This window comes from Priestia sp. YIM B13486, from assembly GCF_042787865.1.
Lineage (GTDB): Bacteria > Bacillota > Bacilli > Bacillales > Bacillaceae_H > Priestia > Priestia megaterium.
This window is the reverse complement of sequence record NZ_JBHZOZ010000005.1, coordinates 148,678-164,269: the sequence shown is the minus strand read 5'-3', so window position 1 is coordinate 164,269 and position 15,592 is coordinate 148,678. Positions and strand designations below refer to the sequence as shown.

The 15,592-nt window shown below is 38.1% G+C and carries 14 protein-coding genes; 12 read left to right on the top strand and 2 right to left on the bottom strand.

Annotated elements, in window-relative coordinates; genetic code table 11:
• Positions 1 to 69: 69 nt before the first annotated feature.
• From ACFX4G_RS15560 to cccB, 4 genes are all read left to right on the top strand, one after another.
• Positions 70 to 1,803 carry an alkaline phosphatase D family protein gene (locus ACFX4G_RS15560; RefSeq protein WP_372587279.1) on the top strand — a complete coding sequence of 578 codons (1,734 nt, stop codon included), beginning with the start codon at positions 70 to 72 and terminating at the stop codon, positions 1,801 to 1,803.
• 26 nt (positions 1,804 to 1,829) lie between these two features.
• Positions 1,830 to 2,048, top strand: coding sequence for a twin-arginine translocase TatA/TatE family subunit (locus ACFX4G_RS15555; RefSeq protein WP_016765885.1), 219 nt, complete (start codon positions 1,830 to 1,832; stop codon positions 2,046 to 2,048).
• A gap of 59 nt (positions 2,049 to 2,107) precedes the next feature.
• Entirely contained in the window at positions 2,108 to 2,824 is a 717-nt protein-coding gene (gene tatC, locus ACFX4G_RS15550; RefSeq protein WP_097824896.1) for a twin-arginine translocase subunit TatC, read from the top strand.
• 124 nt (positions 2,825 to 2,948) lie between these two features.
• Entirely contained in the window at positions 2,949 to 3,263 is a 315-nt protein-coding gene (gene cccB / locus ACFX4G_RS15545) for a cytochrome c551 (protein ID WP_043977392.1), read from the top strand.
• A 25-nt stretch (positions 3,264 to 3,288) separates the two neighbouring features.
• On the opposite strand, the gene ACFX4G_RS15540 is transcribed toward cccB, so the two are convergent.
• A complete protein-coding gene (locus ACFX4G_RS15540; RefSeq protein WP_377575576.1) occupies positions 3,289 to 3,825 on the bottom strand; it encodes a flavodoxin family protein in 537 nt (178 codons plus the stop codon).
• Between the two features lie 338 nt (positions 3,826 to 4,163).
• Between ACFX4G_RS15540 and ftsE the strand changes: the two genes are divergently transcribed.
• From ftsE to ACFX4G_RS15505, 7 genes are all read left to right on the top strand, one after another.
• Positions 4,164 to 4,850: a cell division ATP-binding protein FtsE gene (gene ftsE, locus ACFX4G_RS15535; protein ID WP_377575573.1), complete on the top strand. Its 687-nt coding sequence runs from the start codon at positions 4,164 to 4,166 to the stop codon at positions 4,848 to 4,850.
• Positions 4,840 to 5,730, top strand: coding sequence for a permease-like cell division protein FtsX (gene ftsX / locus ACFX4G_RS15530; RefSeq protein WP_043977384.1), 891 nt, complete (start codon positions 4,840 to 4,842; stop codon positions 5,728 to 5,730). Before ftsE ends, ftsX begins: the two co-directional genes overlap by 11 nt.
• Positions 5,731 to 5,890: 160 nt before the next feature.
• Positions 5,891 to 7,099 (top strand): murein hydrolase activator EnvC family protein, encoded by a 1,209-nt coding sequence (locus ACFX4G_RS15525; RefSeq protein WP_377575569.1) that lies wholly within the window; start codon positions 5,891 to 5,893, stop codon positions 7,097 to 7,099.
• A gap of 173 nt (positions 7,100 to 7,272) precedes the next feature.
• Complete coding sequence (locus tag ACFX4G_RS15520; RefSeq protein WP_013059738.1) at positions 7,273 to 8,712, top strand: S41 family peptidase; 1,440 nt, start codon at positions 7,273 to 7,275, stop codon at positions 8,710 to 8,712.
• A 163-nt stretch (positions 8,713 to 8,875) separates the two neighbouring features.
• Positions 8,876 to 10,066 carry a PDZ domain-containing protein gene (locus ACFX4G_RS15515; protein WP_025752562.1) on the top strand — a complete coding sequence of 397 codons (1,191 nt, stop codon included), beginning with the start codon at positions 8,876 to 8,878 and terminating at the stop codon, positions 10,064 to 10,066.
• A 26-nt stretch (positions 10,067 to 10,092) separates the two neighbouring features.
• Positions 10,093 to 10,317 carry a DUF2198 family protein gene (locus ACFX4G_RS15510; protein ID WP_013059736.1) on the top strand — a complete coding sequence of 75 codons (225 nt, stop codon included), beginning with the start codon at positions 10,093 to 10,095 and terminating at the stop codon, positions 10,315 to 10,317.
• Positions 10,318 to 10,632: 315 nt separating this feature from the next.
• Positions 10,633 to 11,547 carry a proline dehydrogenase family protein gene (locus ACFX4G_RS15505; protein WP_043977377.1) on the top strand — a complete coding sequence of 305 codons (915 nt, stop codon included), beginning with the start codon at positions 10,633 to 10,635 and terminating at the stop codon, positions 11,545 to 11,547.
• A 64-nt stretch (positions 11,548 to 11,611) separates the two neighbouring features.
• Here the strand turns inward: ACFX4G_RS15505 and ACFX4G_RS15500 are convergent, their stop codons facing one another.
• On the bottom strand, positions 11,612 to 13,273 hold the full coding sequence (locus tag ACFX4G_RS15500) for a sigma-54 interaction domain-containing protein (protein ID WP_043977375.1): 1,662 nt from the start codon (positions 13,271 to 13,273) through the stop codon (positions 11,612 to 11,614).
• A gap of 335 nt (positions 13,274 to 13,608) precedes the next feature.
• Between ACFX4G_RS15500 and uvrB the strand changes: the two genes are divergently transcribed.
• On the top strand, positions 13,609 to 15,588 hold the full coding sequence (gene uvrB / locus ACFX4G_RS15495; RefSeq protein ID WP_377575566.1) for an excinuclease ABC subunit UvrB: 1,980 nt from the start codon (positions 13,609 to 13,611) through the stop codon (positions 15,586 to 15,588).
• Positions 15,589 to 15,592: the final 4 nt, after the last annotated feature.

Sequence of the window (15,592 nt, the reverse complement as noted above, 5' to 3'; positions counted from 1 at the left end):
TATTTATAATTTGAGTTAAATCATGAGGAAGGGGCATGTGCAGTGGAAAATAAATCGTTAAACGAATTAATAGAGCAAGTGAAACAAAATAGCTTTTCTTCGAGTAAAGGGTTTGATAGACGGCGTTTTTTACAAGGAGCTGGAAAAGTAGCGGGAGTATCACTTGGCTTAACAATTGCTCAGTCTGTTGGTTTAAATGCAGTAGAAGTTTCAGCTGCAGCGCCTAAATTTTCAAGTTATCCGTTCACTCTAGGCGTCGCATCAGGAGACCCTTTAGCAGATAGCATTGTTCTTTGGACAAGATTAGCACCAGACCCGTTGAATGGCGGGGGAATGCCTAATCAACCTATTCCGGTAAAATGGGAGCTTAGTGAAGATGAAGACTTTCATCGAATTGTCAAACGAGGAACAGAAGTGGCTAGACCTGAACTTGCTCATTCGGTTCACGTTGATGTAAAAGGATTGAAGCCGAGTCATATTTATTATTATCGATTTAAAAGCGGCCATGAGTTAAGCCCGGTTGGAAAAACAAAAACACTTCCTTCAGCAAATGCAGAAGTAGCCAGTATGACGTTTGCATTTGCTTCGTGTCAGCAATATGAACATGGGTACTTTACAGCCTATGAGCATATGGTTAAAGAACAATTAGATTTTGTCGTTCATTTGGGCGATTACATCTATGAATATGGACCAAACGAGTACGTGGCTGCAAGCGGAAACGTTCGTACTCACAGCAGCGCAGAAATTCAAACGCTGCAAGATTATCGAAACAGGCATGCTCAGTACAGGTCAGATGCCAATTTGAAGTCTGCTCACGCTGTTTTTCCATGGATTGTGACGTGGGATGACCATGAAGTAGAAAACAATTATGCAAATGTAATTCCTGAAAAAGGCCAATCAGTAGAAGCATTTATTCAACGCCGTGCGGCAGCTTATCAAGCTTATTACGAACACATGCCTTTGCGTCAAACATCCTTGCCTCACGGAGCGGATATGAGATTATATCGTGACTTTTCATATGGGAAACTAGCTTCTTTTCAAGTGTTGGATACGCGTCAATACAGAGACGATCAAGCAAACGGAGACGGAACAAAGCCGCAAACGCCAGAATCTCTTGATCCCAAACGTACGCTATTGGGGAATGAACAAGAAAAATGGCTGTTTACTAATCTTGAAAAGTCAGCGTGTCATTGGAACGTACTGGCTCAACAAATTTTCTTTGCGCCAAGAAAATTTGGAACGGCTGCTAAGCCTACATACAGCATGGATGCATGGGATGGGTATACGGCGAATCGTCAGCGCGTCATTGATTTTATTGAAAAGAAAAAGTTGGACAACGTCATTGTACTAACTGGAGATGTACACGCTAACTGGGCTTCTAACTTATACGCGGATTTTGCTAACCTTAATTCAAGAATTATTGGTGCAGAGTTCATCGGCACCTCCATCACTTCCGGAGGGAACGGAGCAGATAAACGAGCAGACACGGATAAAATTCTAAGTCAAAATCCACACCTCACATTTTTTAATGATTATAGAGGATATGTAAGGTGTACGGTAACTCCTGATATATGGCAAGCCGATTATCGCGTTGTGCCTTTTGTAACAGAGCCTGGTGCAGAAATTTCAACTCGAGCTTCCTTTCAATATAAAAAAGATGGAAAAGGTATGACGGAAGTTGAAGTAAATAACGTGCCGCGTGGACTAAAGATTTCTAAGGAAGTAGAGGAAGATCGTATGCGGGCACACGGGAAAGCACATGAAAAACAAGAGTTGAAAAAGAAAGAAAAAGTTCAGCAGTAAACTAAGTAAGAAAAAGGAGGTCAAGTATGTTTTCTAATATTGGAATCCCTGGTTTGGTTATTATTTTAGTCATTGCGTTAATAATTTTTGGACCGTCTAAGCTGCCGGAAGTTGGACGAGCGTTTGGACGAACATTAACTGAATTTAAAGGAGCAGCAAAAGGGCTCGTATCAGATGATGAAAGTGTTAAAGAAAAGCAGACCGCAACCGTTTCTGAACAAAAAGGGAATGAATCCACATCGTAAGTAAGGAAATAGACGAGGAAACTCGTCTATTTCTACTTGTGAGAAAGGAGAGAAAGACAATGGGAGAAATGAGCCTGATGGAGCACCTTGAAGAATTGCGTGTTCGTATTATTAAAACACTTTGTGCATTTGTAGTTTTACTTATTGTCAGTTTTGTATTTGTGCAAGATATTTATCAGTGGCTAGTAAAAGATTTGGACGGCAAGCTTGCGGTACTTGGACCAAGTGAAATCGTATGGATTTATATGATGATTGCATTTGTTTTTGCGCTTGCTTTTACACTTCCAGTAGCTGCTTATCAAGTATTTCGGTTTGTTTCACCTGGTTTAAAAAAGGAAGAATATAAGGTTCTGATTACCTTCATTCCATTCTTTTTTCTTTTGTTTGTAAGCGGGCTGGGGTTTGGTTATTTTGTTTTATTTCCAATGGTTTTAGCATTTTTAACGGGCTTGTCGAATGATCAGTTTTCACTGATGTTTACGGCTGAGCATTATTTTCGTTTTATGCTTAATCTTTGTTTACCGTTTGGGTTTTTATTTGAAATGCCTTTAGTTGTTCTATTCTTAACGCGCCTAGGGGTTCTAAATCCATTAAGGTTAGCTAGAGCAAGGAAGCTATCATATTTTGCTTTAATTGTGATATCCGTACTTATTACTCCTCCTGATTTTATTTCGGATATTTTAGTCATTGTTCCGCTTCTGCTTTTATATGAGCTCAGTGTGACAATTTCACGCGTAGTATACAAAAAACGTTTAGGAAACGAATCAATTGCTTAATCGTATACATAAGTGTGATGAGAGAATTCATGAAATTGAAACAAAGTCCTTGTAAACAGAGTGTTTTAAACATTCTGGAGTAGGTTATAATAGAGTGAAAACTCTACAGCAAGGGGGAGAAGGCTTGAAAAAAGTATTACTGACGTTAACAATCGGTCTAGCGCTTGTTTTGTCTGCGTGCGGCGGAGGAAGCTCTAAAAATGAATCTGCTGGTGAATCTTCAGCGAGTGCAGAAGACATTGTGAAGAAAAACTGTACAGGCTGTCACGGAGTAGATTTAGGAGGAGCGAATGGGCCAAGCTTGCAGCATGTAGGCAGCAAGCACTCAGAAGCTGAAATTCAAAACATTATTAACAATGGTCAAGGCGGTATGCCAAAAGGACTAATCAATGAAGAAGATGCAAAAAAAGTTGCTGCTTGGCTGGCAAAGAAAAAATAAGACGGGTATCCGTCTTATTTTTGTGTTAAAGCTGCTTTAATTCTTGATTTAAGACAATGGCTTGCTTTTGAGCTTTGACATCTTTTGTTATGTCTCCAGGTGCATTTGCTTCTCCAATGATGTATCCGCTAAAGGAAGAGCCAATAAAATCGACAATGTATTGAAATTGCATAATAAGAGGAAGAGCTTTTATAGATGCACCTGTGCCCCCCACTACTAATACATACACGCGCTTATTTTTCATTTGTTCTTTAAAGTTGATTGTCAAATCTCTAAGACTTTCAGACCAACGATCCATAAAGTTCTTCATTAATCCGCTCATACCGTACCAGTAAAGAGGCGTAACAAATAAAATAGTGTCGTGCGCTGCCATCTTTTTCGCTATATCATAATAATCATCTTGTTGATTGGTAAATCCAAGTTCATCGTGACGCATATCAGTAATAGGGTTAATGGTATGCCGGCGCAAGTAAACTTCTTCCGTATTGATATCTTTTAACACTACTTTAGCTAATTCCTCCGTATTTCCGTTTTCTCGTGAACTTCCATAAATGGTGATCATGTTATCTCTCCTCATCGTTTTTCTTATTTATCATACCTTGTTTGTGAAAAAAGTAGACATGAATGTGCTTTGTCTAACGATATTCGTAAAAAAATGCACAGCAAAAACAACAGAATTAAAAATAAGGATAAATTCTCATACCTTGCTAAAAATATCCTACTTATGTCATATTTGAAATAAAAATGTAATATTTTTGGGGCTTATTTTCACGAAGAGTGATGTTATAATGAGAAAGCGCGTGAGAAGAGTCGAATTTTTGGTTTGAATTGTAGAGTTTTGTCGTATTTTGACAAGTTTTACATAGTATTAAAATAACACACTTGATTAGGTGATTACTTATGATTGAAATGCAAAATGTATATAAAACGTATCCGAACGGTGTAAAAGCAATCAATGGCATTAGCATCAAGATTAATCAAGGTGAGTTTGCTTATATCGTAGGACCAAGTGGAGCAGGAAAATCCACTTTTATTAAAATGATGTATCGTGAAGAAAAGCCTTCTTCAGGAAATATCATTGTAAACGGTGCAAATGTAGCAAAAATAAAAGATAGCAAAGTTCCTATCTTTAGACGTCATATTGGTGTAGTCTTTCAAGATTTCAAGCTGCTTCCAAAATTAACGGTCTATGAAAACATTGCTTTTGCACTAGAAGTAATTGAGCAAAGTCCCGAAGAAATTAAAAAGCGAGTGCTAAAGGTGCTAGAGCTTGTTAAGTTAAAGGGTAAAATGGATTCTTTCCCTGATGAACTATCTGGAGGAGAGCAGCAGCGTGTGTCTATTGCGCGTTCAATTGTGAATAGTCCTAAGGTTGTCATCGCCGACGAACCGACAGGGAATCTTGATCCGGAGACTTCGTGGGAAATTATGGATATCTTTGAGGAGATTAATAAACGCGGTACGACTATTTTAATGGCAACGCATAACCGTGAAATTGTAAATACAATTCGAAAGCGCGTAATTGCGATTGAAAATGGAAATGTTGTGCGCGATGAAGTAAGAGGTGAATACGGATATGAAGGCTAGGACATTCGGTCGCCACTTACGTGAAGGATCTAAAAGTTTAGGAAGAAACGGCTGGATGACATTCGCATCTGCAAGTGCTGTTACCGTGACGCTCTTGCTTGTAGGCGTATTTTTTATGTTGATGATGAATTTAAACCACATTGCCAAATTGATTGAAAATGATGTGGAAATTCGCGTTCACGTTGATGCTGCAGCTACAGCAGAGGATCGAAAAGCAATGAAAGAAAAGCTAGATGCAATTAAGCAAGTTGATACGGTGACGTTTTCTTCTAAAGATAAAGAGTTAAAAGATTTAATTAATAGTATGGGTGATGAAGGACAAGCTTTTGAACCGTTTGAACAGCAAAACCCATTAAATGATGTATTTGTTGTTAAAACAAAAGAGCCGACTGATGTCGCAAAAGTAGCTAAACAAATTGAGAAATATCCGTATGCAGCAAAAGTTCAATACGGACAAGATCAAGTTGAAAAGTTATTTAAAGTGCTGAAAGTAGCTCGTAATATCGGAGTAGTGCTGATTTTAGGGCTTCTATTTACAGCAATGTTCCTAATTTCAAATACAATTAAAATTACGATTGTAGCTCGCCGTGAAGAGATTGAAATTATGCGCTTAGTTGGAGCCACGAACTCCTTTATTCGCTGGCCGTTCTTTATTGAAGGTCTGTTTTTAGGAGTGCTTGGTTCTATTGTGCCAATTGCAGTTATTATCGGTGTGTACAGCGTTTTATATAATGAAGTTCAACCTAAGTTTGATGGATTCTTTGAACTTTTACCTGCCTTTCCATTCGTGCTTCAAGTGTCGCTATTATTACTAGTGATCGGCGGTCTAATTGGGATGTGGGGAAGTACATTATCCATCCGTAAGTTCTTGCGAAAATAAGAATAGATTTTTAACATAATAGATTACAACAACCTCACATTTGATGTTTATCAAATGTGAGGTTGTTGTGTAATTACACATAAAAATAGAAAAAAGTGCTAATGGGGGTCTTGCTAATGCCCGTTTATACGGGGAAATATGTGCAGATGGGGAGAAACAAATGACACGTAAGACATTAGTAATGACAGCAGCAGTTTTAGTTGGACTAAGTGCGGTTTGGATAGGTGATGAAAAAATTGCTTATGCACAAAGTGCCAGCACTACTAAACTCAGTGATTTAGAGAAAAAAAGTGATGATGTGAACCAAAATATTAATCAAAATAAAGAGAAATTAAAAGAGGTTCAAGAAAAGCAAAAAAACGAAGAAGCTGAGATCGCGCGCTTGGATTCAGAAGTCGGACAAACGAATGCAGATATCCGCAGCCGTGAATCTGAAGTAGAAAAAGTAAAGCAAGACATCGAGAAGCTGAAAAGCGAGATTGACGTTGTAAAAAAAAGAATTGAAAAACGAAATGAGCTATTAAAAAAACGTGCTCGTGCTTTACAAGAAAATGGCGGGTCTGTGGATTACATAGATGTACTGCTAGGCTCTGAAAGCTTCGGAGACTTTATTAGCAGAGTGAGTGCGGTTTCGACAATTGTAGGGGCTGACCGTGATTTGTTAATGCAGCATGAAGCCGATAAAAAGGCAAAAGAAGAGAAAGAAACAAAAGTTCAAAACAAGCTAACGGAAGTAAGTCAAGCGCTTGAAGAACTTAAAAATCTTCGTGCGCAGCTGCAAAAACAAGTGGATGAAAAGAATCAGCTCATGCAAACGCTCAAAGATCAGGAAAAAGAATTTAATGAAGAAGCCGTTGGATTAGAAGAGCAAGCTTCTATTTTAGCTGATCAAAAAAATGCAGCACAAGCTCAACAGCAAGAAATTGAAAAAGCCGGGGCAACAGAGGAGGCACCCCCTGTTACAAGCGGGTCGTTTATGAGGCCGGCAAAGGGCCCGGTAACATCTCATTTTGGGTATCGAGAAACGTTTGGAAGAGGACACTACGGTATTGATATTGGAAAGCGAGGAGAAAGTGTGCCAGTTGTAGCCGCGGCAAGCGGAAAGGTAATTAGAGCATATCATTCTTCTTCTTTTGGTAATGCCGTATTTATTCGTCACAATGTAGAAGGTCAGACGTGGGTTACAGTTTATGCTCATTTAGAGAGCTACAGCGTCTCAAGCGGTCAATCTATCAATAAAGGTCAACAATTAGGTTATATAGGGAACACAGGACGTTCGTTTGGTGCTCACCTGCATTTTGAATTGCATAAAGGCGATTGGAAAGGTAAAAGTTCCGCTGTAAACCCTGAAAGTTATATTAAATTTTAAGTTCCTAGCATACGTGGTACAAGCTCAACATATAGTTTAACAAAAAGGCATCGCACTTGATTTGTGTGGTGCCTTTTGCTACAAATAACACATGCATCCTTTTTATTACATAGTTTTGGTTGTATCTATTATAATAAGAAGAGATGGCTTAAGGTTGAGGAGGATGAAAGAACTTGAATCGGAAAATCGTTGCACTATTAATGGCACTCTCCTTAGTTGTTGGAGCAGCAGGTACATATTTTGGCATTCAGTATGCAAATGCTGGAACGGTCAGTACCCCCCTTACAACTTCTTCAAATGATAGTAAAGTGGAAAAGGAAGAGCTAGACAAAATCAAGCAAGCTTATGAACTGATATCTTCAAAATATTACAAAGATGTAGATGACAAAAAATTATTAGATGGCGCAATCCAAGGAATGGTACAAACCTTAGGAGACCCTCACTCATCTTACATGGATAAGAAAACGGCACAGCAATTCACGCAGTCTCTTGATTCATCGTTTGAGGGAATTGGCGCTGAAGTAAGCATGGTAGATGGAAAAGTAACAATCGTAGCTCCGTTTAAACAATCTCCTGCGGAAAAAGCAGGATTAAAACCAAATGATCAGATTTTAAAGATCGATGGTAAAAGTATCGCGGGTCTGGAATTGAATGAAGCAGTATTAAAAATTCGCGGTAAAAAAGGCTCTACCGTGACATTAGATGTTCAACGACCGGGCGTGAAAGAAACGATGAAAGTAAAAGTTGTAAGAGATGAGATTCCAATTGAAACCGTCTATTCTTCTGTTAAAAATGTAAACAATAAAAAAATTGGCTACATGGAAATTACGTCATTCTCTGAATCAACGGGAGACGAATTTACGAAACAGTTGAAAAAACTTGAAAATAAAAATATTGATGGCTTAGTTCTAGACGTTCGGGGAAATCCTGGTGGCTATTTAACGAGCGTTGAAAAAATGCTTGATAAATTAGTAACGAATAAAAAGCCATATATCCAAATTGAAGATCGTAACGGTGAACGTCAAAAAGTGGTTTCTTCAATGAAAAAGCAAAAGGATTATCCAATTGTGGCCTTGATTGATGGAGGAAGTGCATCCGCTTCTGAAATTCTTGCCGGGGCATTAAAAGAAGCAGGAGGATACAAGCTAGTCGGTGAAAAATCCTATGGAAAAGGAACCGTTCAACAAGCTGTTCCAATGGAAGACGGCAGTAATTTAAAATTAACGTTCTATAAATGGCTAACGCCTGATGGAAACTGGATTAACGAAAAAGGTATAAAACCAACAGTAGAAGTCAAGCAGCCGGATTATTATTATGCAAATCCAATTCAAGTTGATAAAAAGCCATTAACACGTGATATGACAGGTGACCAAGTGAAGAATGCTCAAGTGATGCTAAAAGGCCTTGGCTTTGAACCTGGACGTACAGACGGATATTTTAGTAAAGAGACAGAAACAGCTGTAACTGCATTCCAAAAAGCCAATAAGCAAAAAGCTACAGGTGAAATCGATGAAGATACAGCAGCGCTTTTACAAACAAAACTTCTAGAAAAAATTAAATCAAAAGATGAAGATCGTCAGCTTCAAACGGCTTTAAAGCTAGCTAGTCAATAAGAAGTAGAAAAAGTTCCGTGCTTTTCCAAAGCACGGAACTTTTTTAGTAAAAACAACATTGTCGGTTAGTGATGCATTTTGATAAAATAAAGAAGCCTATGTTACATAACAATCAATCGTAAATGTTGTAATAAAAATGTGAAAAATTACAGGTGGTGAAAAAATGGATTTTGCATTAGAGCTCTTAAAAGGTATCGGGCGTTTGTTTTTACATCCGCTAACTTATCTATTTCTGCTCGTCTCGTTTTTTGTAGGTCTTTCTCGCGTCAAGAGAGAGCGTCAGAATTTTCATGTTCGCGTGTTTGATTTTATTTTAGAAGCAAAATATTTATTTTTTCCAGGTATCATTATTGGGTTGATTTTATCCGTTGTTACCGTGTTGCTAGGTGTCTATGTATCTATAGGAATGATTGTACTTGTAGCTGTTTTAACTTTTATCATAAGCGGCCCTTGGACGTTTAAATGGCTTTCTCCTTCTTACACCGTAGGACTGGCTGTGCTTGCAACCTTGCTTATTCCGGCATCTGGTTTCGGTGAAGGATTTATTCAAACGTGGTCTGTGCAAGCTCATAACGCAGATTTACCTTCTCTGACTATTTTAATGTCTCTGCTTGTATTAGCAGAAGGATATTTAATTTGGAAATTTGGAGCAAAAGGTACGTCTCCAGCCATTGTGAAAAGTAAAAGAGGGCAGGAAATTGGAGCTCATTACTCTCAAAAATTATGGGTTGTCCCGCTTTTTGTCTTAATTCCAGGCAGCGCCATTACGTCTGTGTTTCCATGGTGGCCTGTGTTATCTATTGACGGAACATCATTTAGCCTGTTTTTTGTTCCTTTTGCTATCGGTTTTTATCAGCGAATTCAAAGTATGGTGCCGTTTAAATCTATTGAATTTACTGGTAAGCGTGTATTAGCATTAGGCGTAGGATTAACGATCATTACGATTGCTGCTATTTTTTATCCTCTTGCCGCTGTAGCTGTTGTTATTCTAGCGATCATAGGAAGAGAGTGGATTCGTTTGCAGCAGCGTCGAAGCGATGAAAAAGCGCCCGCACTGTTTACTAAGCGTACACAAGGTTTGGTTGTATTAGGAATCATCCCTCATTCTCCGGCAGAGAAAATGGGTTTGAAAGTAGGAGAAGTGATTATTAAGGTAAATGGAATCGCTGTATCTGAAGTCCATAAATTTTATGAAGCATTACAAGTTAATAACCGTGCTTTTTGTAAGCTGGAAGTTATTGACGAAAATGGAGAAGTTCGCTTTACTCAGCGAGCATTGTATGACAACGAACATCATGAACTAGGTATTTTGTTTGTACACAATTATACAAAACGTGATTCACAAGCTGGTTAAAAGACGGATAAAAAGGAGAAATGTTTGTGGAAGTCAAAACGATTGCCGCAGTTTTTCTACCCGCCATATTACTTGTTCTGTTTGCTAGAGTAACATATAACTTATATGTTGCCACAGCGCTGACGCTTTTGTTGATAGCTGTTTCTGTATATAAAGGGTACGCAGATTATCCGCTTATTATTTTAATAGATTTACTTTCAGCAGCCATCGGTTTTATATATGCAAAAAGCATGCTAGCAGCTGGAAAATAAAGATTGTTGGTTTGATGATAAGTTAATCGCTTATTATTAAACTGTACACAAAAGCTCTCTGCACAACGTGGAGAGCTTTTGTGTGTAAAAAAGTGAGTTAGAACTTATAACAATATTGTTTCGGTTCATTTAATGAGCGAGTATAATCAAATCAATTAGACAAATATGTTTATATTTAAAATATTTTAAACACTTATGTATAAATTTATTTAAATAAGTGTACAGAAATGTGAGAAGGGTATAGAAAAATAAAAATATTAATCTGAAAATTTAGTTTATTTTTGATTTTAAAAAATAAAAGGAGGTTTAGGATTGATGGAAGTATTAATGAGAACGATGTTTCAGTCGCTTGGCAAAAATCATTCAATAAACAAATTAGCTAAAAAGTATGGATTGAGGATGGGAGCAGCTCGTTTTGTTGCTGGAGACTCAACCGAATCAGCAATTCACACATCTAAGGAGCTTAACAATAGTGGAAAAGTTGTTACACTTGATCATTTAGGAGAATTTGTTTTTACAGAAGAGGAAGCCAGGTTGTCTACTGCCATGTGCATTCAGACACTAGAAGCCATTGCAGAATCGGGCGTTCAATCAAATTTATCATTAAAGATGACTTCTTTAGGATTGGATATTAGCAAAGAGCTTTGTATGGAAAATATGCGCAGAATTCTACACACGGCCAGAATGAATAATATTTTTGTTCGAATTGATATGGAAGACTACTTGCACTGCCAAATCTCCCTTGATATGTATAAAGAATTACGCAAAGAATTTGATAATGTTGGAATTGTGATTCAAGCGTATCTTCATCGTACAGAACAAGATATGAATGACTTACATCAATATCAAGCTAATTTACGTCTAGTAAAAGGAGCTTATAAAGAATCACCAGAAGTATCATTTCCAGAAAAGAAAGACGTAGATGAAAACTATAAAAAAATCATTAAAATGCATTTATTAAATGGTCACTATACAGCTGTAGCAAGTCATGATGAAGAAATGATTCAGTACACAAAACGATTAGTAAGAGAAAATGGTATTTCAAATGACCAATTTGAGTTCCAAATGCTTTATGGAATTTGCGTAGAGCTGCAGGACCGTCTAGTAAAAGAAGGATATAAAGTAAGGGTGTATGTTCCTTACGGAATTGATTGGTTTGGTTATTTCATGAGACGCCTAGCCGAACGCCCCGCCAATGTATGGTTCGTATTAAAAAATTTCTCCAAATAAGTTCAGTCAAAGAAACATAAAAAATTCGACACAAGTACCCTGAGCTTCGTGTCGAATTTTTTGATTAGTTTAGTCCGTATTCTTTGATTTTGTTGTAAAGGGTGCCGCGTGAAATGCCAAGCAAATCTGCTGCTGCACTTTTGTTTCCATAGGTTTTTTGAAGAGTCTCTTCTATTAGCCTAGCTTCTTGAAGAGAATCTTCTTCTTTTTGAACTTCTGTGAAAGAACTTGCATCCTTCAGATTGTCAGGAAGGTGCGTAAGGGTAATCAACGACTGATCACTTAGAAAAATCATTCGTTCAATCGTATTTCTCAGCTCGCGAATATTGCCTGGCCAATCGTATTGCATAAAGGCTTCGAGAACTTCAGAGCTAATGAAAGGAGCCTTCTTTTTATACTTCTTGCTGAATTCCTGTACAAATTGCTGTGTCAATGCTTCGATGTCTTCTTTATGGTCTCGAAGCGGCGGAATTATAATGTTAATGACGGTCAGCAAATAGTAAAGATTTTCATGGAATTCACCGGCTTTTAGCAACTCTTCCAAAGGCGTCGTGGTAGAGGCTACAATTCGGGTTTGAACTTGAATTTCTTCCGTGCCTCCAACGTGATAAAAGGATCGTTCTTCCAAGTAACGCAGAAACTTAACTTGAATTTCAAGAGGCATTTTATCAATTTCTTCAATAAATAACGTCCCGTTGTGAGCCTGCTCCAGTTTTCCCGCAATGGTTGTTGGATCTTCTGAAAAGACATCTTTTTGATGACCAAAGAGCTCAATTTCCAGGAGTCCCGATGGAATAGTGGCGCAATTTAAAGATAAAAAAGGTTCTTTATGTTTGGCTCCACCGTAGTGGATGGCCTGAGCCAGCATTTCTTTCCCAGAACCAGGTTCTCCTGTTAATAAAATAGGCATATCTGTAGATGCCACTTTTTTGGCAATGTCAACGGCTTGCTTAATTTCAGGACTGATACCCGCGAAAGAAGAAAATGGATTATCTTTTGGAATGAGAAGAGACACATCAATTTCTTCATTTAATCTTACAATATTGGTAATGTCATGTTCAGTTGCGACTCCACCTATGACTCGATTGTTTCTTATAATAGGAGATGCATTGATGAGCACGTGAGTTTGTTCATTAGGACGATGATACGTTCCGCGTACAGGGCGCCCTTCATTTAGAATCGTATGTAGAATGATGGATTCATCTTTGAAATGCTCTCCGATTTTTCTACCAATAATATCATCTCTCTGAATCTTATACGTATGTTCCGCAGCAGTATTCCACAAGATTACATTTCCTTCATTATCGACCGCTGTCACTGCATCATTAATGGTTTCTGCCAATGTATCAAAATAGGAAGCTAATATCTCATTTTGGCTATGCAAATGTGTAATCCACTGCGAAGGTGTTACAAGTCCTATTGTGGTTTCTTGGTTTTCTGCTTGAATGAGGACTGGTCTGTTCCAGTTTGTGTTGGCTTGTAAATTGGCTAACGTAGAAGTAGAAGATGAAGGCCAATTTGTATCCGCTATTACTTTTTTTATGGACGATGCCTCGTCATGACCTGTTAACAGGTATCGTTCATCTTTTTGTATTACATAAAAGGTACTTGCTGTGACTACGACGAAGTCATAGTTTGAAAGTTCAGATGTCACTTTAGCTAAAGAAGTTGATTCTTCAACTGTTATAAAGGAGTTATTTATAAGAACTTGATCAACGCTTGCCATACTAAACCCCTCTCAGTACATATTTTTTATACTGTATCATAATTTAGAAATTGGCGCAAAAGCCTATCTTTTTCAAACAATAACGAAGCTTACTTTCTTTTATTGCTTTCATCTAAAGAGTTGTATTCCCTTCGAAAAGGGTAGTATAAGAATTTAGTGGGTAATAAAGTAACAGGGTAAAAAATAAAAACAAACAAACACTATATAAGATTAATACTCATTAGTTTCATTTATGATTATAAAGTGATAAAATACGAATATCAGTTCGCGTTTTCGGTTTTTACATATCGTAATAAAAATAGATAAAACAAGAAAATAGAAACGGAGGCCTTCATTTGAAAGATCAGTTTGAATTAGTATCCCCATATCAACCGCAGGGTGATCAGCCAAAGGCAATTGAAAAGATCGTGAAAGGAATTAAAGAAGGTAAGCAGCATCAAGTTTTGTTAGGTGCTACAGGAACGGGAAAAACTTTCACCATGTCTAATGTTATTAAGGAAATAAATAAGCCGACACTAATTATGGCTCATAACAAAACGCTTGCTGGTCAATTGTACAGTGAGTTTAAAGAGTTTTTTCCTAATAATGCAGTCGAATACTTTGTCAGTTACTACGATTACTATCAGCCTGAAGCCTATGTACCTCAAACAGATACATTTATTGAAAAAGATGCAAGCATTAATGATGAAATTGATAAACTTCGTCACTCGGCAACTTCTTCTCTTTTTGAACGAAAAGATGTCATTATTATTGCCAGCGTATCCTGTATTTATGGCTTAGGGTCTCCGGAAGAATACAAAGAAATGGTCGTATCTCTTCGAGTAGGAATGGAAAAAGAGCGTAATCAGCTGCTTCGTACGCTAGTAGATGTACAGTACGAAAGAAATGATATTGACTTTAAGCGCGGAACGTTTCGCGTTCGCGGTGATGTTGTGGAGATTTTCCCTGTGTCTCGAGATGAACACTGTATTCGCGTCGAGTTTTTCGGCGATGAAATTGACCGCATCCGAGAAGTTGACGCTCTAACAGGAGAAATCATTGGTGATCGTGAACATGTAGCTATCTTCCCGGCATCTCACTTTGTCACGAGAGAAGAAAAAATGCGTGTTGCCATTCAAAATATTGAAAAAGAACTAGAAGAACAGCTAGAGAAGCTAAAAGAAGCAGGCAAGCTTTTAGAAGCGCAGCGCTTGGAGCAGCGCACGCGCTACGACCTAGAAATGATGAGAGAAATGGGCTTTTGTTCGGGAATCGAGAACTACTCTCGTCATTTAACGCTTCGTCCCGCTGGTTCTACACCTTATACACTGCTGGACTTCTTCCCTGAAGATTTCCTTCTTGTTGTGGATGAATCACACGTTACGATTCCTCAAGTTAGAGGAATGTACAATGGGGACCAAGCGCGTAAACAAGTGTTAGTGGACCATGGTTTCCGCTTGCCTTCCGCATTAGATAACCGCCCGCTTAAATTTGATGAATTTGAACAGCATATTAACCAAATGGTTCATGTTTCCGCAACACCAGGTCCTTATGAACTTGAGAAGGCACCTGATGTGATTGAACAAATTATCCGTCCAACGGGATTATTGGATCCAAATATTGAAGTTCGACCAATTGAAGGGCAGATTGATGATTTAATTGGAGAAATTCACGACCGGATTAAGCGAAATGAACGAGTACTCGTTACGACGTTAACAAAGAAAATGTCCGAGGATTTAACGAACTACTTAAAAGAAATCGGCATTAAAGTTCAATATCTTCACTCTGAAGTGAAGACGCTCGAGCGTATTGAAATTATCCGAGAGCTGCGGCTTGGAAAGTACGATGTGCTTGTAGGAATTAACTTACTTCGTGAAGGTTTAGATATTCCGGAAGTTTCGTTAGTAACTATATTAGACGCGGATAAAGAAGGATTCTTGCGTTCAGAACGATCGCTTATTCAAACCATCGGACGTGCTGCACGAAATGCTAATGGACATGTCATTATGTATGCAGATCGCATCACAAACTCCATGAACATTGCTATCAATGAGACCAAGCGTCGTAGAAGTATTCAAGAAGCTTACAATGAAGAGCATGGTATTACACCGACAACGATTCAAAAAGAAGTTCGAGGCTCAATTCGTGCAACAGTAGTAGCAGAAGATACAGAAACGTATGAAGAAGCACCGGCATTTGATAAGCTCAACAAAAAAGAAAAAGCAAAGCTCGTAGAAGAAATGGAACAAGAAATGAAAGAAGCAGCCAAAGCGCTTAACTTTGAACGCGCAGCTGAGCTTCGTGACTTGATTCTAGAATTAAAAGCGGAAGGGTGATAAA